20 protein-coding genes are annotated in these 24196 nt (G+C 37.4%); 18 read left to right on the top strand and 2 right to left on the bottom strand.

All coding sequences use genetic code 11. The annotated features are described in order from the left end of the window. The first annotated feature begins 6 nt into the window (after positions 1-6). The 3 genes from wecB (at position 7) to KO495_RS17045 (ending at position 6258) form a co-directional block, all read left to right on the top strand. Complete coding sequence (gene wecB / locus KO495_RS17055) at positions 7-2289, top strand: UDP-N-acetylglucosamine 2-epimerase (non-hydrolyzing) (RefSeq protein ID WP_215981613.1); 2283 nt, start codon at positions 7-9, stop codon at positions 2287-2289. 121 nt (positions 2290-2410) lie between these two features. Continuing rightward, positions 2411-5167 (top strand): XrtA/PEP-CTERM system TPR-repeat protein PrsT, encoded by a 2757-nt coding sequence (prsT, locus tag KO495_RS17050; RefSeq protein WP_215981612.1) that lies wholly within the window; start codon positions 2411-2413, stop codon positions 5165-5167. A 323-nt stretch (positions 5168-5490) separates the two neighbouring features. Beyond that, a complete protein-coding gene (locus KO495_RS17045) occupies positions 5491-6258 on the top strand; it encodes a PEP-CTERM sorting domain-containing protein (RefSeq protein ID WP_215981611.1) in 768 nt (255 codons plus the stop codon). Between the two features lie 102 nt (positions 6259-6360). Here KO495_RS17045 and KO495_RS17040 read toward each other — a convergent pair whose 3' ends face one another. Then, positions 6361-6660: a cytochrome c gene (locus KO495_RS17040; protein ID WP_215981610.1), complete on the bottom strand. Its 300-nt coding sequence runs from the start codon at positions 6658-6660 to the stop codon at positions 6361-6363. A gap of 286 nt (positions 6661-6946) precedes the next feature. Between KO495_RS17040 and KO495_RS17035 the strand changes: the two genes are divergently transcribed. From KO495_RS17035 to KO495_RS17015, 5 genes are all read left to right on the top strand, one after another. Beyond that, positions 6947-7261, top strand: a complete 315-nt coding sequence (locus tag KO495_RS17035) for a DUF3630 family protein (protein WP_215981609.1) — start codon at positions 6947-6949, stop codon at positions 7259-7261. 44 nt (positions 7262-7305) lie between these two features. Further along, on the top strand, positions 7306-7776 hold the full coding sequence (locus KO495_RS17030) for a DUF523 domain-containing protein (RefSeq protein ID WP_215981608.1): 471 nt from the start codon (positions 7306-7308) through the stop codon (positions 7774-7776). Between the two features lie 92 nt (positions 7777-7868). Next, positions 7869-10688 carry a hypothetical protein gene (locus KO495_RS17025; protein WP_215981607.1) on the top strand — a complete coding sequence of 940 codons (2820 nt, stop codon included), beginning with the start codon at positions 7869-7871 and terminating at the stop codon, positions 10686-10688. A 33-nt stretch (positions 10689-10721) separates the two neighbouring features. Beyond that, on the top strand, positions 10722-10910 hold the full coding sequence (locus tag KO495_RS17020) for a DUF1289 domain-containing protein (RefSeq protein ID WP_215981606.1): 189 nt from the start codon (positions 10722-10724) through the stop codon (positions 10908-10910). Between the two features lie 148 nt (positions 10911-11058). Continuing rightward, positions 11059-11583, top strand: a complete 525-nt coding sequence (locus KO495_RS17015; protein WP_252739039.1) for a hypothetical protein — start codon at positions 11059-11061, stop codon at positions 11581-11583. A gap of 99 nt (positions 11584-11682) precedes the next feature. Here KO495_RS17015 and queG read toward each other — a convergent pair whose 3' ends face one another. Then, a complete protein-coding gene (gene queG / locus KO495_RS17010; RefSeq protein ID WP_215981605.1) occupies positions 11683-12885 on the bottom strand; it encodes a tRNA epoxyqueuosine(34) reductase QueG in 1203 nt (400 codons plus the stop codon). A gap of 321 nt (positions 12886-13206) precedes the next feature. On the opposite strand from queG, the gene tsaE reads away from it, so the two are divergent. From tsaE to KO495_RS16960, 10 genes are all read left to right on the top strand, one after another. Next, a complete protein-coding gene (gene tsaE / locus KO495_RS17005) occupies positions 13207-13704 on the top strand; it encodes a tRNA (adenosine(37)-N6)-threonylcarbamoyltransferase complex ATPase subunit type 1 TsaE (RefSeq protein ID WP_215981604.1) in 498 nt (165 codons plus the stop codon). A 16-nt stretch (positions 13705-13720) separates the two neighbouring features. Further along, positions 13721-15046: an N-acetylmuramoyl-L-alanine amidase gene (locus tag KO495_RS17000; protein WP_215981654.1), complete on the top strand. Its 1326-nt coding sequence runs from the start codon at positions 13721-13723 to the stop codon at positions 15044-15046. 24 nt (positions 15047-15070) lie between these two features. Beyond that, a complete protein-coding gene (mutL, locus tag KO495_RS16995) occupies positions 15071-17122 on the top strand; it encodes a DNA mismatch repair endonuclease MutL (RefSeq protein WP_215981603.1) in 2052 nt (683 codons plus the stop codon). A gap of 118 nt (positions 17123-17240) precedes the next feature. Further along, positions 17241-18164, top strand: coding sequence for a tRNA (adenosine(37)-N6)-dimethylallyltransferase MiaA (miaA, locus tag KO495_RS16990; protein WP_215981653.1), 924 nt, complete (start codon positions 17241-17243; stop codon positions 18162-18164). 144 nt (positions 18165-18308) lie between these two features. Further along, entirely contained in the window at positions 18309-18563 is a 255-nt protein-coding gene (hfq, locus tag KO495_RS16985; protein ID WP_215981602.1) for an RNA chaperone Hfq, read from the top strand. 51 nt (positions 18564-18614) lie between these two features. Further along, positions 18615-19901: a ribosome rescue GTPase HflX gene (gene hflX / locus KO495_RS16980; RefSeq protein WP_215981601.1), complete on the top strand. Its 1287-nt coding sequence runs from the start codon at positions 18615-18617 to the stop codon at positions 19899-19901. Between the two features lie 55 nt (positions 19902-19956). Then, on the top strand, positions 19957-21099 hold the full coding sequence (hflK, locus tag KO495_RS16975) for an FtsH protease activity modulator HflK (protein ID WP_215981600.1): 1143 nt from the start codon (positions 19957-19959) through the stop codon (positions 21097-21099). Between the two features lie 3 nt (positions 21100-21102). Continuing rightward, the gene (gene hflC, locus KO495_RS16970) at positions 21103-21987 is read left to right on the top strand and encodes a protease modulator HflC (protein ID WP_215981599.1); all 885 of its coding nucleotides are present in this window, start codon (positions 21103-21105) and stop codon (positions 21985-21987) included. An 85-nt stretch (positions 21988-22072) separates the two neighbouring features. Further along, positions 22073-22672: a hypothetical protein gene (locus tag KO495_RS16965; protein ID WP_215981598.1), complete on the top strand. Its 600-nt coding sequence runs from the start codon at positions 22073-22075 to the stop codon at positions 22670-22672. Between the two features lie 140 nt (positions 22673-22812). Then, on the top strand, positions 22813-24108 hold the full coding sequence (locus tag KO495_RS16960; RefSeq protein WP_215981597.1) for an adenylosuccinate synthase: 1296 nt from the start codon (positions 22813-22815) through the stop codon (positions 24106-24108). The last annotated feature ends 88 nt before the right edge of the window (positions 24109-24196 follow it).

Below are 24196 nucleotides of genomic sequence, written 5' to 3'. Positions count from 1 at the left end.
CGTAAAATGAAAATAGGGATTATCGTTGGCACTCGCCCCGAAATAATCAAAATGGCTCCCGTAATTCGTGAATGTAAAAAACGAGGTATTGCCCACTTTATTATTCACTCGAATCAACATTACTCTCAAGAAATGGATAGCATCTTCTTTAAAGAATTAGAATTACCGGCACCTGATTATAATTTAGGTGTTGGCTCTGGCTTACATAGCAATCAAACAGGTAATATTTTAATTAAAATGGAACCTATATTATTGCAAGAAAAGCCTGATATTGTGTTAGTGCAAGGCGATACCAATACAGTTCTTGCTGGCGCTTTAGCGGCATCAAAGTTAGATATTAAAGTAGGACATATTGAAGCAGGCTTACGTAGTTATGACCGCAGTATGCCTGAAGAAACTAACCGTATTTTAACGGATCACATGAGTGAGTATTTATTCGCTGTTGGTCCTAATCAACATGCTATTTTGGCTAAAGAAGGTTTAGAAAGCGATAAAATATTTACCGTTGGTAATACCGTATCAGATTCTCTTTTTCAACATTTAGAAATTTCAGCGAACACCAGTACAATTCTTGCGGACTTAGGTGTTAGTTCTAAAGCTTTCTTCCTTGTTACCGCGCATCGCGCTTCTAATGTTGATGTTTCAGCGAATTTATTAGAACTACTAGCGTTATTCGATAAGTTGCATGCTAAATATAGCCAAACAATTGTTTGGCCTATTCATCCGCGAACTCAAGCAAAATTAAAAGAGTTTGACATTGAATTGCCAAGCTACTTAAAACTCATTCCGCCAATTGGTTATTTAGATTTTATTCAATTACAAAAACACGCTCAGCTTATTTTAACTGACTCAGGCGGTATTCAAGAAGAAGCCTGTCTATTAGGTGTTCCTTGTATTACCTTACGTGACAATACTGAACGCCCAGAGTCTATTGAGGTTGGCGCTAACGTTTTAGTGGGTAGAGATGCAGATAAAGCATTAGCCGCAGCAGACAAGTGGTTATCAGCGGAAGCGTCAGGCGAAAGCTTTAACTGGAAAAATCCATTTGGTGATGGTCATGTTGCTGAATTGATTTTAGATATTATTACTAATAATACGCCTAATACCTTAGATCAAGACATTGTCGCTAAAAATGAAACATTAAGCGTTATTGGTATGGGCTATATGGGCTTACCTATCGCAAGTTTATTAGCCGAAGCGGGTTACAGTGTTACCGGTGTTGATTTGAACAGTGAAAAAGTTGCTGCGATTAATAATGCCCAATGTCCATTTGACGAAGCAGGTTTACCTGAGCTTATTAATAAAGTGGTTTCTCAAGGCTTCTTAAAGGCGAGCACTGAAATTCCATCAAGCGAAACTTATTTAGTCGCGGTACCAACGCCACATAAAAATAACAGCTGTGATAGAAGTTATGTTTTTAGTGCAGCAGATGCTATTGCTAAAGTCGCTCAAAATGGTCAAACCGTTATTGTTGAGTCAACCATTTCACCACAAACCAGTTTAGCGGTTGCGCAGCGTTTCGCCGATGCAGGTTTAGATATTAATGTAGTGCATTGTCCTGAACGCGCTATTCCTGGTCAAACTTTATATGAGTTAGTGCACAACGACCGCATTATCGGTGCAACAAACGAATTAGCACAGCTAAAAGTTAAAGCGATTTATCAAAGTTTTGTTAAAGGAGAAGTATTCTTAACAGACTTAACCACAGCAGAATGTATCAAGCTTGTTGAAAATACATCGCGTGATGTCGGTATTGCTTTTGCGAATGAGTTATCTGAAATATGTCAGGAACTTGAAGTTGATGTCTATGAAGTGATTCGTTTAGCTAATCGCCATCCTCGAGTGAATGTATTAACACCAGGACCTGGAGTTGGCGGTCACTGTATTCCAATTGATCCATGGTTCTTAGTTGAAAATACCAAAGCGGGTGAATTTGTGCGTTTGGCACGTTCTATTAACGATACTCGTCCAAGTATTGTTGCTCAACAGGCATTAAATTTATTGGGTAGTGGCGATCTTAAAGGTAAGAAAGTTGGAATTTTAGGAGTCGCTTATAAGGCTAATGTTGACGATTGTCGTGAATCACCAGCAGATGCGATTTTAGAGCACTTTCTTAAAGCTGGCGTAACCGTTAGCTACCATGATCCGTTTGTACCTAGTTGGCAATGTGCGCGTTTAGAAACATTAAACGAAATAGATAGCTGGGCTGACGTGCTCATTTTGGTCACAGACCATGAGTGTTACGCTAATCTATCGTTAGCTAGCCCGTTACTTAATACGCGAGCTTAACTCAAAAGCCCATTTGCTTCACAGTTGATGGGCTTTGTTCTAATTAGTATGTTTAGAATTCATAGCGACAGAATTAAAAACGAGCCAGTAAGAAGAATAATCGATAATAAAGGATAATAAAATGAGATTAATTAAAACTACACTTTGTGTAAGCATTATGTTGGCGTTGAGCGCCTGTGGTGAAAAAGAAACGGTTGAATCGCATATTAATAGCGCTAAAACGTATATTGATGCCAATCAAGTTAATGAATCGATTATTTCTCTAAAAAATGCTATCCGTTTAGATAGTAAAAACGCTCAAGCCCGCTTTTTATTAGGTGAAATTTATTTACAATTAGGTGATGGTCCTGCTGCGGTAAAAGAGCTTGAGCGATCTAAAAAGCTTGGCTCTAATAATAAACACCTTATTCCTCTTTTAGCTCGAGCTTATCTGTTAACAGAAAGCGATAATGACGTAATTGCATTAAATGAAGCGGCTACACAGCTTGCTAGTGAACAACAAAGTCATTACTTAGCGTATCAAACATTATCCGCATTACGCTTAGAAAATACTGAACTCGCTAAAGAGAGTGTCACAACAGCGCAAAACATTGCAGCGCAAAGTATGTATAGCATGCTAGCTAATGCCTATTTACAGTTATCTGAAAACAATAATGAAGAAGCGAAAACGCTTGTCGACCGAGTTTTAGCAATTGATAGCAAACAAGTTGATGCATTAATGCTGCAAGGTCAAATTGCAACAGTAATGAAAGACTATAAACAAGCCAGTGATAGTTATGAACAGTACTTAGCCTTACAACCTCGCTCAGGCATTATAAAATTGCTATTAGCGGATTCACTATTAAAGGCTGAAAAATATGTTGAGGCAGAAAAATATGCAGATGCTATTTTAGCGAGTATTAGTACACAGCCTTTTGCTCATTATATCAAAGCAATGGTAAGGTTTGAGGATAAGGATTTCGCAAAATCTAGTGAACATGCGGAGTCAGCTCTTGCTGCCGACTTTAACCAAATGAACTTAAAATTAGTTGCGGGGGCTAGTGCTTTTTACTTAAAAAACTGGGAGCAAGCGACTTATCATTTACGTAGTGTGGTTAAGTATTTGCCAAAAGATCATTTAGCAAACAGAATGTTGGCAGTGAGCCAATTAGAGCTTGGGTTAGTCAGTGATATTAGCGATACACTGGATGGTTTTACAGATGTTGATAGCCCAGCAGCCAATGCTGATTTTTTAGCTTCGGTAAGCTTTAAGCTATTAGAGTTAGGCGCCGTTAATGAGGCAAAAAAACTTGTTGTACAAAGTGAAAGCCTTAACTCAGATAATGCCGAGGTTAACGCTCGCCAAGGTATTTTAAAATTAATGATGAACGACCCTTCGGGAATCGATGACTTGAAAGATGCTGTCAAACTTGATCCTGAGCTGGTTGAAGCAGAGTTGGCTTTAGCGTTTGCAGCGCTACAATCAGGTGATATTGACCAAGCCAAGTCGATTGCCACATCATGGCAAGAAAAATACCCAGAAAAAGCGGGTGGTAGCAACTTAATGGCTAGTATTGCGATTCAACAAGAGCAATATGATGAAGCTGAAAGGTTGTTAGAGCAGAGCTTACAATTAGAGCCCGATAATTTATTTGCCTTAACACAACAGCTACGTATTGCACGTCAGCAAAACAATGAAGAGTTAAGTCATAGCCGAGCAGATTATATCATTACCGTTTACCCAGCTAACACGCATGTATTGAAGTTATATTTTTCAGCTTACCGTAATGACGCTGCTTTAGAAAAGCTAATCGCAGCTTATAAACTGGATAGTGAAGACATCAATAAAGTCACTTTACTAGCCGAAGCCTACTTAAGTTTAGGTAAAGATAAAGAAGCAGAATCTGTATTAAATACCATTGAAAATCAAAAGAATTTACCTAAACGATACTGGCAGTTGGTGGTTTTAATTGCAAAGCAACAGCAAGACTTAGACCAAATGCTAGTAGCGCTTGAAAAATGGCAGCAAGCTAACCCTTACCATTTAGAGCCTGTTGTTTTATTGGCTGATTTATATGCTAAACAACGAAACTATGATCGTGCTCTAATCACTGTAAAACGAGGTTTAGAGCAACATCAAGATAATTTAATCTTACAGTTAGTAAATATGCAGTTATTACTTAACGCTAACAAGTTATTAGAAGCAAAAGAACAGTATAAAGTCTTAGCCGTTAAAGATATTGATGCTAATTTAAAAGATGGCATGCAAGGACGTATTTTCTTACTTGAGAAGAATTTTGTTCAAGCAGTGCCTAAGCTAGAGAGCTTTTATAAAGCGTATAGTAATACACAGAATGCTTTTTATTTAGCAGGTGCCTATATTAGCAATAATGAGGGAGAGAAGGCTCTCTCATTATTGGAAGATTATTTAGCTGCTAATCCTGATGATATACGTGTTAAAGCAACATTGGCAGGGCTTTACCTTGAAAACGAAAGTAGCAAGGAAAAAGCAATCAGTTATTATGCGGATATTGTACAGCAGCAACCTAAAGACGTTATTATCAATAATAACTTGGCTTGGCTATACTTAGAAAAAGGGAATGTCGAGCAAGGGCTTAAGCATGCAAAAACTGCGTTCGATTTAGCTCCGAATGTTCCTAATGTTGCAGATACTTATGGACAAGCGTTGTTAAAGTCTGGCGATAAAGCAGCAGCATTAAAATTTTCAGGTCAAGCCATGGAGCTTGCTCAAGGAAAAGATGCTGATATAGCCCTTAATTATGTTGAAATATTGATGGCTAATGGTCACCCAAATAAAGCGGAAGAAGTACTTGATACCGTGGTAGTAAAAACCAAACAACAAGAAAAAAGAAAATTGATGTTATCTACGCAACTTTAATACAGGCTCATTTCTGGTTTAGTTAAACCAAAAAGTAATTGATGTTTTTATAAGCGACTATTATATAGTCGCTTTTTTATTTTTCTGTTAATTAATATCCAACCCACCACTTTTTAGGTTAATTAATGACCTGTCAAGATTTTTTACAAAAATAAAACTCACCTTATACCAGAATTAATTAGCTGTATGTTTTATAAGATTTTATTGCTTATGGTCTGATAATTGCTACTTATTTATATTATTAGCCATACGCTAATATAGGCAGTTACTATTAAGATGTTAGTTTTACTGGATTATAACGGAATATATAAAGGGTAAAAACAATGAATAAATTTAAAAAAATTATTGCAGCCTCAGCGATCATACTAGCAAGCGCCAGCGCTTCAGCATCAGTAATCAATGTTGGTGGTGTAACTTGGGACCCAGATTATAATAATGGTGCTCCTAATCCATTTAATACCGCTGATTTTCTAGGTAAGGGCGAGTTCTTTCAGTCATTTCAAGATAGCTTGGGTAACTATGTAAGTAATGCTCTTGCGGTAAATGGCGATATATTAAGTGGCTTTGGTGAGTTTAACCTATTTAATGGTGCTCCTTCTCAAGGGGCAGGTGACTTCTGTGTTGGTTGCTCATTAACATTAGAGTTCGGTGGTTTCACCCTAGCTGGTGTTGGTCCTAACCCTCTAAAAAATGGTGTTGTTGGCCCATTATTCACTGGCGGTTGGGCTAAAGTGTTTGTTGATACTAATGGTGTTAGTAATGGTCAATTAAATACTTATAATGATGGAGTTGAATGGTTAACGCTTTCAGCGATGCCTCAATTTGGTAATAGCACCATGACCCTAGATGGCTCTGTAGCTGGCGGTGGCTCAGCAGAAATATTTTGGAATGTAACTGGCGGTATAGCTGCTGGAAACTTCGATACTAATGGCGCATTCCAAGGCTCTGATATACACTATACTGCTTCTGCTCAAGGCAATGATGGTACATTTGAAGCTAATGGTAATACTATTCCTGAACCAACAACTTTAGCAATGTTTGGTTTAGCATTATTAGGTTTAGCTGGTACGGCTCGTCGTAAAAGCAAGTAAATTGAACGAATAGTTCTAATAAAATAATCTATGTTTAACATAGTGAAATAAAAAAGGCCTTAAAAGGCCTTTTTTATTGGTTTAAAATAATACTAACAGATATTATTTTAAACTTGAGTAATATGCTGCAAGATCTGCAATATCAGTATCGCTTAATGGTGCAGCCATACCAGCCATAACAGGATCTTTACGAGTACCCGCTTTAAAATCTTTTAATTGTTTTACTAGGTAAGCTTCTTTTTGCCCTGCTAAGTTTGGGTACATTGGAATTGCTGCAATACCATCCGCGCCATGACAAGCAGCGCATGTTGCTGCTTTACTTTTACCGGCTGCTGCATCACCAGCAAATGCTGATGTTGATAATAGTGCTGTAGTTGCAACAGCAATCATAAGTTTATTCATAGTAATTACTCTCTTATATTTTTGACAAATAATAATAATATTTATAACTAAAATACGAGCAAGACAGGCTTAGTTATAAAAAGAATATTTCTAGTTTGAGTATATGAAAAATAAACTAATTTGTCGTGTTTTTTTTAGAGAAGAAGTGAGTAAGGCTTGATTAATATCAAGCTTTTATTTCGATTATATTAGCCTTCATGATTAAATAAAACTTTGTATAGTTACTTAAACATTACAGGGTATAGTTATAGTTAACGTAACCTCATAGCTGGTAGAAATATTTAGTATGTCAAAAAATAACCCATTCATTATTACAAAAGCTGAACTTTTTGATAACCAGTTACTCTTTAGCTATCAAAAACAGTGGTTTCAAGAAGATATCGAAACTTTATCTACTGATGTATTTTCGAAGTTAGCTGAGTTCACGATAATAGAAAAAATACAAGGCGCTGATCGTGAAAATATTCGCTTTTCTTGGGAGAAGCGTCATTTTATTTTGAATTTTGATTGTTATAGTCAATCTTGTTGGATCGAAGGGGGAGATCAGCAAAGTACAGAGTTAATACCAGACTTAGTCAAAAGCTTTGAGCTTGTTGATTAAAATGATCAAATGTACTTAAAATAATTGATAATAGTGAGAGTTTCATGCAAGACAAAATATTGGTTAGCGCATGCTTTTTAGGGAAAAAAGTTCGATATAACGGAGAAGTAAAGTCATTGTCTAATCAATTGATTACTCAATGGCAGCAAGAAGGTCGCTTAATGGCTATTTGCCCAGAAGTTGAAGGAGGGTTGCCTGTACCAAGATCACCTGCAGAAATAAATCGCAATAGTGGCAAGGTGTTTACCTGCGATGGGACTGATGTTAGTGAAGCATTTTATTTAGGTGCTCAAAAAGCGTTGGCGTTATGTCAGCAGTTTAATATTCGCTTTGCGCTATTGAAAGAGTCTAGTCCCTCATGCGGTAGTGCAACAATTTATGATGGCTCTTTTAATGGATCTAAGGTTGAAGGGGCGGGAGTAACAACAACGTTACTAAGAAAACACGGCATCCATGTATTCTCGGAAAAAAATCTATCAGAATTAGCTAACTTAATCGATTCTCCTGCTCTATGACTGGATAAGGATGCCTATCCTTAATCAATGGTATAAAATACCAGGAAAGGAATTAATGATAATAAAACGTAGCTATGATAAGCCATGATAATATGAACAAGAAAGATATTCAGGTAGAACAGCCAGTAAATAATTTATCGAGTAGTGTTTCACTTCAACAAACGTTAATTGATAAAGTTAAGCCATATTCATTTTTATATTTAGCCACTATAGGGTTAATTATTTGTAGTCTTTTTATTGTGACTGGTGGTGCTTACTATTTTAAATACAAGAAAGATATTGTTCTTATTTCTGATGATTTAACTAAAGTAGAAAATAAACTCTCCGAGCAAAAGCTATTGCTATCAGCATTACGTATAACAAATAGTATGCTCGCTAGTGATAATTTAGATAGTTACCTTCTGCTAGAGAAGGAATTAGCGATAATTAATAAGAAATTATCTTTACTTAAATCAAGCCATCAATCTATTTATCATGATTGGAAAACCAAGCGACAAGCTGCATTTAACGCACTTCGTCATATGAAATCAAATGCTGATAGGCTGCAAAATCATAAACAAGAAGTATTAGTTAAAGTCGCAGCGCTTAAAACTGCTGTCGAGAATACTCAAATACAAGTTAGTGATAGTGAAGAGCAAGCAAAATGGTTACAGTTTTCACAAACAATTAGTCAGTTTTCGTTTTTATTGAATAAATTAAACATCGCAACATCACCTATAGTTTTTAAGCAACTTAAAGAGTCATTTAATAGCCTCAACGAGTATTCTACGCCTATGATTAACCTAGACATTGAAGCTGCGTTAGCACAATTTAATGACGCTTTTTATGTCAGAGATAAAAACACTAATAATCAAAGTGAGACTATTGTAAGCCACTGGCAGGAAAATCTGCAGACTATTGTTGATTATAACCAACTGTTGAAAAAGCAAGTATTGGTATTTACGGGGATTCTTTACGATAACTCAAGTAAAGCAGAGCAGAATATTTCGAAACGCCAGCTAAATTCTTCATGGGATATTAATCATGCGCTTATAACGCATATGGCAATGGTTTTTGCTGCACTTTTAAGTGTAATTATCTTATTGTTTTGGTTGTTATCTCGTCACTTAAAGCAACACTTACGACAATATCAAGCACTCGAATTAACGTTATATAATCGAGAGGATACACATCAATCATTAGGTTTTGAGGAGCGAGAGCAACAGCATAACCTTGAGGTTGATGCTCTAACTTTAAAAGCTGAGCAGTTAGCCGCTGAAAAGGAGTTAGCCGAGTTGACAGCAATATCTCAGCGGAAAACGAATGCTCTTATTGAGAAAGAGAATTATGGTCAATTTTATAATCTTGCACTTAAACTGTTAGAGCGCATTACACTTGTTAGTTCTAGCCATCAAAAAATAACCTCTAATCAGCATTTATTTCAGAGTTATCAATTTAGTAAAAAATTAGTTCGTTTGATAAAGCAAGCGAGTTTCCATCGCTATATGCAAGCAGAAGGTATGAGATTAACGCTAAGTGATATCAATATAATTTCAACAACAGAAGCTGTGTTACTGAATCAGGCTGCAGCCATTAATAAACAAAATAATTTACTTAAATTACATGTTGATGGAAATATATGCCCTGAAGTAAAAGTTGATGTAAATATTTTTACGGAGATGTTGCAAGTTTTTGTTCAGTTATTAGGTGATGATTTAAGTGCTGGACAGTTAGACGTTTCATTTAAGCTACAAGATCAAAATAATGGTCAACAGACTGTACTTATTATGGGGCAAGTTTTGTCTAGTAAGGAGGTGCGAAAATTACCTAAACTTTTGCAAGAGCTACAGGAAAAGTCAGAGCACTATATTAGCAGCGAATTAAATAGTTACTTCATTGCTTTATTAAAGTGTTTGCATGGTGAAAATATTACCGCAGCTCTTACTGAAAAAGGCTATCAATTAAGCTTCACTTTACCGTTAGCGGTCATGTTAAATCGTAACTTAGGTGAAAATACGACAGCACAATTAACTGAATACCTTCTAGATAAGACACAAATTAACAACACACCGTTAGCGGCTAAAGCTATTGATGTGTTGATTGGCGTAAAATCACCAATACAGTACCAGAAATTACAGCAGCAATTACAACAACTAGGATTACAAGTTACTTTTGTTGCACAAGCAGCCCAACAGAAAGAATATTGGCAAAGTGGCTGTTACGCAATTCTATTCTCAGAGTTTTCTACTTCCCCTTTTATTCATTTTATTGATAAAGGAAATGACTGCATTAGTGGCAGTGAAGTAATACAACGAGGTATTTTTGGTCTAGATATAACCTATATAAAAGATGAAGATGTAATATTCTCCCATTGGATTGTTGATAGGTTATCAAATGCAGTCTCAATTGAGCAGTTAATGACTTTATTGTCACCTTGGTTAGCCGAGGAAAAAACAATAGAGCAAAAAGCAGAAAGTAACGTTGATCTATTAACTGTTGATAACAATAAGGCCATTCATCAGTATAAAAGTACAAAGAGTTCACTACAAAATAGACAAGCTCAATTGACAGAATTACCGGTTAAAGAGTTAACAGAGCCAAAAGTTAATCTGGAACTATATATTAAAAATCAAGGTTCACCTGAGCTGGCATTTTTCATGATTAATGAATATGTTAATAATATTAATCAGTTAGCTCTTAAACTCAACCGTGCGCTAAAGAGCAACAACTTAGTGCAAGCTAAACAAGCTATAGTTATATTGCAATCTGTCAGTAGTATTTTATCCGCACCAAACCTACAGCAATTATGTAAAGACTGGCAAAAATTATTGATAGACCCCGTGTTAAATCAAAACAGGGCTTTTATTGATAAATTATTAGCCAAAACTCAACAAGAAATAACGGATATTACTGCTTATGTTAAATCGATGTAGTTTATATTGTGTGTCACCTCACTTGAGATAAATATGAAGTATCATAATGAAGAGCCTCTCGAAATCGCTAGCCCCTGTATTGGAAATTGTTGCCTGAATGAATGCGATATTTGCTTAGGTTGTTTTAGACATATAGAAGAAATAAAGGCATGGCGGGAAAGTAGTAATGAAGAAAAGAAAACCATATTAAAGCACTGCCAAGAGCGAAAATATGAAAAATGAGGCTAATTATGTTGAACAGATCTTATACTTCTGCTTTTTAATAACTCTCTGTCAATCTTATTAGTTTACTTGGTAAGGGGCTGTGCATTATTATCTTTAGCTTATAAAAGTGCATGCTTACCCTAGACACTGAAATAAAGGATATATTGTGTTAAAAAAGAAAACCTTAAAATCGCTACTTGTATTTACCGAAAATCAACACCCAGCACCCAGTTTTATTCTTATATATTTTTTTACTTGGTTGGCGTGGCATAACCAAGTTATTAGTCATTTTTTTGGGGCGACAGGCGATTTCTGGTCACGTATCCATATCGCTTTTAGTTCACTTGAAAAAAATCAATATTTAGTTGTACTCCTACTAACGTGCGTCATCTTTATATTGCGTTTAGCTTATAGTTTTTTACGTTTTAAGTCGGCAGAATTGCTTAATGCAAGTGATGATGACTATGCTAACGATAAAGAAGGTAAAGACTTCGAGAAAAATGAAGATATTGCTCAATTAATGGCGACTCTAACTGCGGTGCAAAAGCAGCTCGCTGCGGCTAAAGAGCGCGAGAAAAAAGCAATCAGTGAACGTAATGAGCAGGTAAAAAAAGTATTAGCAATACAAATGGAGTTAGAAGAAGCTCGTGCCGATATTGCAATACTTAGCACTAATACACAAAATGGTTAAGCTAAATATAACTAATCTGAACTCGAGTTAACTAGCTTTGTAATTGCTTTTTAACTTGAAGTCGGCTTAATAAATATCTCTTAACCGAGTTGAGGTTATTTAGGCATCTCTTGTTAAGCCTTTTTCAATAGAACGAACTAAGCGCATTGTTAAACGATGGTTTTTTTGTGTCGTTTCTGCGTTAGTGACGGTGAGTAGCTGTTTCTCTTGCTGTTGTGCTAAAGCCCAATGAATGTGCTCAGCAACTAACTCATTAGCTGAATTTAATGCCCGTTCAAGTGCTGTTGTTATATCGCTAGAGTAAGGTGCATTACCCAAGGCTACGGCAATATTTCTTTGCCAGCTTTGAAAGCCAATACGTCGAATAGGCGAACCTTGTAAAGTATTTAAGAAGTACTCTTCTGTCCAAGAAAACAGCTCAAGTAAGCCAACATCATCTAGTTGGTTTCTAGCTTGAAAGTCATCTACAACACTCAATTTGGCAAATTTATTCCAAGGGCAAATTAGCTGACAATCATCACAGCCATAAATTCGATTACCCATCAGCGGACGTAACTCTACTGGGATAGGATCGGGTGACTCAATAGTGAAATAAGAAATACAGCGGCGAGCATCAACAACATAAGGCTCAACAATCGCTTTTGTCGGACATATTTTTATACAAGCGACACAAGTGCCGCAGTCGTTAACTTTCTCATCTAAAGCGATAGAGTTAAGCGCGTTATCACTGTATTCGTTGTGAGTAATAGGTAATGGAATATCAACAAAAAGCTCCCCTAAAAAAAACCAAGAACCGGCGGCTTTATTAATAAGTAAGGTGTGTTTCCCTGTCCAACCTAAGCCTGCCTTTTCGGCTAATGGTCTTTCTAATACAGGAGCGGAATCAACAAAAGGGCGACAATTAAATTGTTCACAATGCTGAGCAATTTTTTGTCCTAATTGCTGTAAACGCTTACGCATTAACTTATGATAATCTCGCCCTAAAGCATAGCGACTAATATAGGCTTTATTTTTATCATTTAAGATGCGTGCAAACTTCGCATTTTGAGGTAAGTAATCTAAACGAACACTAATAACACGCACTGTGCCAGGGACTAACTCTTCAGGTCGAGCACGCATCATACCGTGGCGTTCCATGTAATCCATATTGCCATGATAATTATTTGCCAACCATCGCTTTAGGGCCGCTTCATGAGCTTTTAAGTCAATATCACAAATACCGAGCTGTGAAAAACCTAACTCTTCACCCCAGCATTTAATGTTATCGGCTAATTCTTGATAGTTTATTGAAGTTTCTGTCATGAAAGAAGTCAGCTAATGTTCAGTAATAAGGTGTAGAGTAAATATTACTGAATCAATATTTTAATGGTGCAATTTATGATTAGTTTAACACAATATGAGTGATGAATATCAGCCTTTAATAGCTCTTCAATACAAAGCTATAAGGACACTTGCTCAGGTGAATTATTCAATGGCATAATTATCAAACTATATTCACGGCGCAGCAGCTGATATTATTAACGTTACTATAGGCTCCATTAACTACCTTCATTACGATTGCGGTAAAACATACTAGATAATACGAGTAAAGTTTGTAACTGCTATTACATATAGATTGAGAAAATGAAACAAATTGAATATTTTTTAAAAGATGAGCAGGCAACATTAACGGTTGGCGCGCAATTAGCGCAAGCGCTGCAAAGTTTCGAGCACCAGCAATCGCTAGTCGTTTATCTTAATGGTGATTTAGGTGCTGGGAAAACTACCTTAACCCGTGGTTTTGTTTGTGGAATGGGGCATAACGGTAACGTCAAAAGCCCTACTTACACTATTGTTGAGCCTTATGAGCTTGCTCAGTGGCGTGTATTTCATTTTGATCTTTATCGATTAAGTGATCCTGAAGAATTAGAGTATATGGGAATTCGAGATTATTTTAATGATGATTGTTGCTGCTTTATTGAATGGCCAGAAAAAGGCACTGGGCTATTGGCTAAAGCCGATTTAATCATTAATATGGCTTATCAAAATGAACAACGCACAATTAACTTACAGGCAGAGACGCCTCGTGGTGAAGCTATTTTAACGGTATTAAATAGTGAAGTAGCCAGCAGTTTATCATGAAGTAATGAGAATATTGATGTATCTAACGCGAAACCGTTTTACTAAAAAATGTATCCAGTTTATCACCGTTATCGGGTGCTTATTTTTTGCCGCTAGTGTTTGGGCAACTAATAGCATTAACGGGATTCGTGTTTGGCCGGCACCTGAAAATACACGTATTGTCTTTGATGTTAAAAATAAACCAGATTATAAATATTTTACCTTACAAAACCCACACCGATTAGTGGTAGATTTTGCGAATACAAAGAATACCGTAGCGTTAGAAAAGTTAGCCGAGGGTGATCCCAGAATAAAGCTATTCCGTGGTAGCCAAAGTAAAAGTAAAGCCCGCTTAGTATTAGAGCTAAATCAGTCTTATCAATTAACTGTATTTCCATTGGCGCCTGCAGGACAGTATGGTAATCGATTAGTTATCGATTTATATGATAAAAATCGCAATAGTGTTGTTATGGATAAGCCAACAGCTAACTTAGGTGATATTGTTATTGGTATTGATGCTGGTCATGGCGGTGAAGACCCCGGCTCTATTGGCGGTAAAGGTACTTATGAAAAACGTGTTACCTTAGCTATTGCTAAAAAACTTCAAACGCTAATTAATAATGAAAAAGGCATGAAAGCGGTCTTGATACGTAGCGGAGATTACTATGTTGATATTAACCGCCGGACGAGCTTAGCGAGACAGAAAAACGTTGATTTCTTTGTTTCTATTCACGCTGATGCTTTTCATACTCCTGGGCCAAGTGGTGCTTCAGTTTGGGTGGTAACTAAAAAGCGTGCAGATTCTGAGCTCGCTAGGTGGTTGGCTAATCGAGAAGAAAAGTCTGAGTTATTAGGCGGCGGTGGCGGTGTTATTAAGCATACTGCAGATAGCCATTTAGCATTAGCATTAGCAGATATGAGCAAAGAGCACTCTTTGGGAGTGAGCTTTGGGGTTGCTAATAATGTAATTCGTGAGTTAAAAAAGATCACTAAAATGCATAAGAGCACACCGCAAAATGGTAATTTCGGTGTGTTAAAGTCATCAGACATCCCCTCTATTTTGGTGGAAACTGGCTTCATCTCTAATCATAAAGAAGAAAAGAATTTAACGTGGCCAAAACACCAGCAACGACTAGCCAATGCAATTCATTTAGGGATTAAAAATCACTTTATGGATCATCCGCTTACCGGCTCTTATTTTGCGTCTATTGGTTATAAAAAGCATAAAGTACGTAGTGGCGAGTCGCTATCGGTACTCGCTAAGCGTTACAATATTTCAATGAATAAACTTAAAGCGATTAACAATTTGAAATCTAATTCGTTACAAATTGGTCAAACCTTAAAAATTCCCCGTACGGGATAACTTACTTTAGTTGATGCTATTACTATGACCATTGCCATATTACCCGCACGTTTAGCTAACCAAATTGCGGCGGGTGAAGTTGTTGAACGTCCTGCCTCTGTTATTAAAGAGTTGATTGAAAATAGCTTAGACGCTGGCGCTACTGCGATCCAAATTACGGTGGATAAGGGTGGCGTAAAAAAAATTAAAATTACTGATAATGGCAGTGGTATTGCCAAAGATGAGCTAGCCTTAGCACTAAGTAGGCATGCTACCAGTAAAATTAAAGACTTATCTGATCTTGAAGCCATTGATAGCTTAGGTTTTAGGGGCGAGGCCCTAGCCAGTATAAGTTCAGTGGCACGTCTCACGCTAACATCTAAACCACAACATCAAGATACTGCATGGCAAGCAACTGCTGCAGGGCGTGATATGGCCGTTAATATTCAACCAGCTGCACATCCCGATGGCACTACCATTGAAGTGCTCGATTTATTTTTTAATACTCCAGCACGACGTAAGTTTTTACGCACTGAAAAAACTGAATTTAACCATATTGATGAAATTGTAAGACGTATCGCCTTAGCGCGTTTTGATGTGAGTTTTACGCTTACTCATAACGGTAAAGTTGTGCGTCAATATCGTATTGCCAATACCCAAGCACAAAATGCTAAACGGGTTGCTATGGTGTGCGGACAAAAGTTTATTGAACATGCCATTGAAGTCAATTGTGAACACGACAACATGAAATTATCAGGTTGGGTGGCTAAGCCAAGCTTTGCTCGTAATCAAAATGATTTATGCTATAGCTATGTTAATGGACGTATGATGCGTGATAAGTTAATTAACCACGCTATTAGGCAGGCATACAGTACATTACTACCTGCTGATACTTATCCTGCTTTTGTTTTATTTTTACAAGTAGATTGCCGCGAGGTTGATGTAAACGTTCATCCAGCCAAGCATGAAGTGCGCTTTCATCAAAGCCGCTATGTACATGACTTTATTTATTCGGTATGTCATAAAGCCTTATTATCGATAAACAATACTGATAATTTATTTAACGAAGAAAATAATGCCGAGGAAGATACCCTTGGAGTCGATAATATCCGTGATGAAAATAGCTTAATTAGTCCATTACAGCCTGAGCAGTCGTATCAGACTCATGAAAACTCATACAGTCATACTTCTCAAGCTGGTTCTACGTTAGATTCATCAGGTGCCAGCTCAGTAAGCCACTCTGTTGATTATCAACGCCCTAGTTATGTTACGCCGTTACAGCATGTTAATGACAACAGTAGCCGCTACGCTAATCAAAGTGGCTATCAATCGAAACAAGTATCCCCCGCTGCAGTCAGTCATTATGAGCAATTGTTAAATACAACTAATGCTCATGAAACAACAAGTATTGATGCAGAGAATGAAAACCATAACCAATTAAACCCTGACGCAAACAGTAGTACGCAAGCCTATGAAAAACCAATGAGCGAATCATTGTTTATTCACTATGCAGCTCCAGGTTACGGCTTATATAAGCATGACGGTGCTTTGCGATTACTTTCACTGTTTAAGTTTGCTCAACAGCTCAATAGTAAAGTAGTAGCAAGCCGTTGGTTATCTACGACACAAACGAGTTTTGATTATAACAACACTAATAATAATCAAGAACAGGGTTTAGTGAGCCAGCCCTTATTGTTGCCAGTGATGATCACATTATCTGTAGCACAAGAAAGTTTGCTAAGAGCGTGTGAGGATCTTTTAACGAAAGCTGGTATTGTTTTTGTTATAAAAACTCATCATAAAGTACAAATTAGGCAGTTTCCTGCACTATTACGCGATAAAGATGTTAGTAGCAGTTTTATTACTATTATTGATGCTTTGCAGGAAGTCACTGCGCAGCAGGCTGATACACTTATTGCTGAAAGTGATATTTTTCAAGCGATTGGCCAGGCAATGCTGCATAAAGAATATACTCAAAATCAAGCTGATAACCTTATCAAACAAGCCATAACTGTGCTCGGAGATAAGTTTAGTACAAGCTTGCTCTTGAATTCTGTACCCGTTGACCTTACATCCTCTATAAAGCAGCTACACTAATCATATAAAGCGTCTTATTTTAGTCCTTTATTTAGTACGACTTAAATTATCAATCGTTAAGGGCAAAGTTTTCGTGTCTACTCAATCTTCACCTATAGAGCTACCTGTTATTTGTTTAATGGGGCCAACGGCTTCAGGAAAAACAGCATTAGCCATGGAGCTATACGATACTTTGCCATGTGAAATTATCAGCGTCGATTCTGCACTCATATATCGTGATATGAATATTGGTACAGCAAAACCTACAGCGGATGAATTAAAAAAGTACCCTCACCATTTAATTAATTTACGTGATGCCAGTGAAAGCTACTCTGCAGCTGATTTTTGTCGTGATGCGCTCCTTAAAATTGATGAGATTAAAGCTAACAATCGTATTCCAATATTAGTTGGCGGAACTATGATGTACTTTAAAAGCCTAATTGAGGGCATTTCACCATTACCAACCGCAAATGAAGCAATTAGGGCAGAAATTGAAGCACAAGCTAATAATATTGGTTGGCAAGCGCTACACGATCAGTTAGCTGAAATAGACCCAGTGTCGGCAAAGCGTATTCACCCTAATGACCCACAACGCTTAACCAGAGCGCTTGAGGTCTACCGCATAACAGGTAACACTTTAACACAACTGACCGAAATTAAAGGTGATAAGCTCGCTGGCAATATTTTACAATTAGCTATTACTCCCAAAGAGCGTAGTACATTACATCAACGTATAGAGTTACGTTACCAACAAATGGTTGAGCAAGGCTTTGAAGAAGAAGTTAACAAGCTTCAAGCCCGTGGGGATTTACACGAAGATTTACCATCAATCCGTTGTGTTGGTTATCGACAAATGTGGCAATACCTCAATGGTGAGTGCAATCATGATGAAATGATTTTTCGTGGTGTTTGTGCAACACGACAACTTGCGAAAAGACAACTAACATGGTTACGTAGTTGGCCAGATTTACATTGGCTTAATAGCGACGACGAGACAAATTTAGCGCAAGTGTTAACGCTACTAAAACAAAGCGATAAAGAACAAGCAAATATAAAGCAATAGTTAAAAATTGATGTATAATTAATTTGTTAGTTTTTTATACATAGCTACAAAAGGGATTTTCAGCGTATTTTGTATAATTTAATGCGTTTTAGGTTAATCATAAACAAACAGTAATTTATTAATAATAATAAAAGGGACCATATAATGGCAAAAGGGCAATCTTTACAAGACCCATTTTTGAATGCTTTACGTCGTGATCGCATTCCAGTTGCAATTTACTTAGTAAACGGTATTAAGCTGCAAGGACAAGTTGAGTCGTTTGACCAATTTGTGATTTTGCTGAAAAACACCGTAAGCCAAATGGTATACAAGCACGCAATTTCTACTGTTGTACCTTCACGCGCAGTGAATACAACTCCCACATCAGATCAAGATGGTGATCAATCGTCAGATGCGTAAATTGCATATCGATTTTTATACCACTAAACATATCGTTAAGGTTTAATTCAGTTGTTTGATCGTTACCAAGCTGGTGAACAAGCAGTACTTGTTCACCTCGACTTTCCCGATGAAAGTACTCGTGAAGATTTAACCGAATTTAAAATGTTAGTTTCTTCTGCTGGCATTGAGGCGTTAACCGTTGTTTCAGGCAAGCGTAATACACCACACCCACGCTTTTTTGTTGGTAGTGGTAAAGCTGATGAAGTTGCCGAAGCGGTTAGGCTTTTCGGAGCTAACGTGATTTTATTTAATCACAGCCTAACGCCATCTCAAGAAAAAAATATGGAAGCACTTTGTCAGTGCCGTGTTGTTGATCGTACGACATTAATTTTAGATATTTTTGCACAACGTGCTCGTACTCACGAAGGTAAACTACAAGTTGAGCTGGCGCAGCTACGACATTTAAGCAGCCGCTTAATTCGTGGTTGGACCCATCTTGAGCGACAAAAAGGTGGTATTGGACTTCGTGGTCCAGGTGAAACCCAATTAGAAACCGATAGACGTTTATTACGTGAACGCATGATCAATATACGTAAACGTTTAGAGAAAGTTGAAGTCCAACGACAGCAAGGGCGTCGAGCTCGTGCCCGTGCAGAATTGCCAACATTATCACTTGTTGGTTATACAAACGCGGGTAAGTCAACATTATTTAATGTGATAACACAGGCTGAGGTTTACGCAGCTGATCAGTTGTTTGCTACTTTAGACCCTACCTTAAGACGTATTTCTTTACCAAGTGTTGGACGAGTAATTTTAGCCGATACCGTTGGCTTTATTCGACATTTACCTCACGATTTAGTCGCGGCATTTAAAGCTACACTGACAGAAACTCGAGAAGCTGAGCTTTTACTGCATGTTGTTGATATAGCAGACGACAGACGTACAGAAAACATTGAACAAGTTGAGTATGTTTTAAAAGAAATTGAAGCGGATGAAGTACCACAGTTAATTATTTGTAACAAAATAGATAATCTAGATGATATAGAGCCACGTATTGATAGAGATATCGATGGCATGCCAATCAGAGTATGGCTGTCGGCGCAGGCAAATATAGGGATAGACTTGTTATTTATCGCATTAGCTGAGCGTTTGGGAACGCACGTGGTAAAACATCAGTTAAATATTCCGCCGCGAGCAGGTAAATTACGTGGAGAATTGTATAAACTTAATTGTATTACTAGTGAAAGTTACGATGAAGAAGGTTATTGCCATCTTGAAGTTAAATTACCATCAAGAGAATGGCAGCGATTAGTAAAAAGCAAACATAGTGAGATAGCAGAGTTTATCGAGCATTAATTTTTTAATTGTACGGATGGTTATGATGATAACCATTGAATAAGTGGAGAAAAGTATGGCTTGGAACGAACCGGGGAATAATGATAAAGACCCCTGGAAAAATAAAGGTGGTAAAAATCAAGGTCCACCTGATTTAGATGAGTTATTAAATGACCTAGGTAAAAAGGTTACCGGCATTTTTGGTGGTAAAACAACCAAAGGCGGACCGGGCAAAAGCTTTTCAAGTATCGGTGTTAGTATTTTACTTATTATTGGCTTAGTTGTTTATGCGTTTAGTGGTTTTTATACCATTAAAGAGGCTGAGCAAGGGCTAGTTTTACGTTTTGGTCAATACTCAGGTACCGTTGAACCGGGCTTACGTTGGAAGTGGACTTTTATTGACCGCGTTATTCCTGTTGATATGCAAAGTACGCGCGAAATGCCTTCTTCAGGCTTCATGCTGACACAAGATGAAAATGTTGTGAATGTTGAAATGCAAATTCAATATCGTGTTGTTGATGCGCGTAACTATATATTCAGTGTTACTAATGCTGATGATAGCTTAAAGCAATCACTTGATAGTGCTTTACGTTACGTTGTTGGTCACGCGAAAATGGATGACATTTTAACCAGTGGCCGTGAAATTATTCGTCAATCAGTTTGGGAAGAACTTGATAAAATAATTGAACCTTACCAATTAGGCTTAATTATTGTTGATGTTAACTTTAAAGATGCACGTCCACCAAACGAAGTAAAAGATGCGTTTGATGATGCCATTGCAGCGCAAGAAGATGAAGTGCGCTTTTTACGTGAAGCAGAAGCCTATGCACGTGGTATTGAACCACAAGCACGCGGTCGAGTTAAGCGTATAGAGCAAGAAGCTTTAGCTTATAAATCTCAAATAGTATTAGATGCGCAAGGTGAAGTTGCTAAGTTCGAAAAGCTTTTACCTGAATACTTAGCTGCTCCAGAAGTAACACGTCAACGTTTATACATTGCCACTATGGAAAATGTCTATAGCAATACCAGTAAAGTAATGGTTGATGTTGAAGGCGGTAATAACATGATGTACTTGCCACTTGATAAAATAATTCAACAGCAGTCAACTAATACTCGTGCAAACTCACCTCAGTCTTATGTACCAGTTAGTCAACCGAGTCAGAACAGCGCACCATCGACATCAGATCGTGCTGATAGATTTAACAGTGGGAGAAACTAACACATGAAGAACTTTTCCATTGCTATTGTAGCGTTAGTATTTATCTTAGTTGTTTCGTCTGTTTTTGTTATTTATGAAGGTCAACGCGGTATCGTGTTTGAATTCAACAAAATTAAACGTGACAGTGCTACCGGTGAAATGATGATATTTGAGCCTGGCTTAAACTTCAAAATACCTTTCATTCAATCGGTTAAAAAACTTGATGCGCGTATTCAAACTCTTGATGAAGCAGCAGATAGATTTGTAACCGCTGAGAAAAAAGACTTAATAGTCGACTCTTTTGTAAAATGGCGCATTGTAGATTTTTCTACTTATTATTTAAGAACGTCAGGTTCAATTGATAATGCCCGTGCGTTACTAAAACAAAAAGTAAATAACGGCTTACGTACTGAGTTTGGTCACCGTACTATTAAAGAGATTGTTTCGGGTGATCGCGATGCGATTATGGCTCAAGCGCTAGAAAGTGCTAAAAGTAGTCGCGAAGACTTAGGTATTGAAGTTGTTGATGTTCGTATTAAGGCAATTAACTTACCGACTGAAATCAGTAACTCTATTTATGATCGTATGCGTGCTGAGCGTACTGCAGTAGCTAAAGAGCATAGATCACAAGGTCAAGAGCAGGCTGAAATTATTCGAGCAACTATTGATGCCAAAGTAACCATTATGTTAGCTGAAGCGCAAAAGAACTCTTTTACTACACGTGGTGAAGGAGATGCATTAGCAGCTAAAATATATTCAGATGCTTATAATAAAGACGCTGAGTTTTATGGGTTTATTCGTAGCTTAGAAGCTTATGAAAAAAGCTTTAGCAGTAAAAATGATATTATGGTTGTTAAACCAGACAGTGACTTTTTCCGTTATTTAAAAGATGGCGTAAAGGGTAAATAGTTTAACGGTTATACAACAATCAAAAGCCAGCTTTATTGCTGGCTTTTTTATAGCAAAAATACACATTCTTTTTTCGAGGTAGCAAATGAAAAATACAATAATAGCGTTAGGTTTGGTTTTTTCGAGTTTAAGTGCGTCAGCTGTGGTGCTTGAAGCGCCACTGGTATCAATTCCGAGCCACGATGCTTTCTTTAATAACATTAGTCAACATTGTGGCAAGTCATATCAAGGTGAAGTGACTATTGATAATGCAAAGGGTAGTAGCTTTGCTAATAAGCCATTGATTATGTATGTGAGAAAATGTACTGATAATGAATTACAGGTACCTTTTTATGTTGGTGATGACGCATCACGTACCTGGATTATTACTAAAACAGGAGCGGGGTTATCATTAAAGCATGATCACAGAAAGGTAGATGGATCTTATGACGAGTCAACTATGTATGGTGGCCATACTATAGATGCGGGTTGGTCTAACGTGCAATCATTCCCTGCTGATCAATATTCAAAAGAGCTCTTCGTTACTCAAGGTATCCCTCAGTCGGCCACCAATATTTGGCAGATGTATATTTACCCAACTAAGTTTACTTATCGCTTAGTGAGAGAAGGAAGAGAGTTTAGGGTTGACTTTGACTTAACCAAACCGATTAAAAACCCGAAAGCGCCATGGGGTTATCAGGAGTAGTTGCCTACTCTATAACCTATTAATATATATAGTTAATAATTATTAAAAAGCTGTCCAAGGAAAAAATGTCGCTTTTTCCCTTGGACTAGGCTGCTATATTTGATAAAATCCCCGCCTAATTTTCTTACGAAATAGTAAACATGGGCAAAAATGTAGTTGTTCTCGGCACTCAATGGGGTGACGAAGGTAAAGGTAAGATCGTAGACTTACTAACAGATAAAGCTAAATATGTAGTTCGTTATCAAGGTGGTCACAATGCTGGTCACACTTTAGTGATCAACGGTGAAAAAACCGTATTACATTTAATTCCATCAGGCGTATTACGTGATAACGTAAAATGTTTGATTGGTAATGGTGTAGTGTTGTGTCCTAAAGCCTTAATGACCGAAATCACTATGTTGGAAGCGAAAGGCGTACCAGTACGCGAACGTTTGCTTATTAGTGATGCATGTCCTCTAATACTTCCTTATCACAATGCCTTAGATGCGGCTCGTGAAGTTGCTCGTGGCAATAAAGCTATTGGTACAACAGGTCGTGGTATTGGTCCAGCATATGAAGATAAAGTTGCACGTCGCGGTTTACGTGTTGGCGACTTATTCTGCGCAGAAACATTTGCAGCTAAGTTAAAAGAAATCGTTGAATATCACAATTTCTCTCTGGTTAATTATTATAAAGTTGAACCAGTAAGCTATGAAGAAGTACTAGCTGATGCGTTAGCTGTTGCAGATATTATCAAAAACATGACAGCCGATATCTCTGAAATTCTTGATCAAGCACGTAAAAACGGTGATTCAATCATGTTTGAAGGTGCTCAAGGTACTTTACTTGATATCGATCACGGTACATACCCATACGTAACTTCGTCAAACACTACTGCTGGTGGTGTTGCGACAGGTTGTGGTGTTGGTCCTCGTCATCTTGATTATATCTTAGGTATTACCAAAGCTTACACTACTCGTGTTGGCTCAGGCCCTTTCCCAACAGAGTTAAATGATGAAATTGGCAATCATTTAGGTACTGTAGGTCATGAGTTTGGCGCTACTACTGGTCGTGAACGTCGTTGTGGTTGGTTTGATGCTGTTGCTATGCACCGTGCAATTCAAGTTAATAGTGTAACAGGTTTTTGTTTAACTAAGCTTGATGTACTTGACGGCTTAGAAACATTAAAGATCTGTACTGGCTATAAAACACCAGAAGGCGACATTATTACTGTGCCGCCAACAGCTGCTGAAGGTTATGAGAAAATAACTCCAGTATATGAAGAGCTTCCAGGGTGGTCAGAAAGCACTGTTGGTGCTACATCAGTTGATGCCCTTCCTGCCAATGCACTTGCTTATATTAAACGTATTGAAGAAGTTACTGGTATTCCTGTTGATATTATTTCTACTGGACCAGATCGTGTTGAAACAATTATTAAAGTAAACCCTTTCCTTTAATAAACGTTATCAATGCTATAAAAATCCGACCTAGTGTCGGATTTTTTTTGTCTTAAAATTTGTTCATAAATAACCTGAACTCGGTTTA

It is taken from the genome of Colwellia sp. D2M02, from assembly GCF_018860755.1.
In the GTDB taxonomy this organism is placed as follows: domain Bacteria; phylum Pseudomonadota; class Gammaproteobacteria; order Enterobacterales; family Alteromonadaceae; genus Colwellia; species Colwellia asteriadis.
Note: the sequence above shows the minus strand (reverse complement) of the source record. Positions and strands in the feature narration are given on the sequence as shown.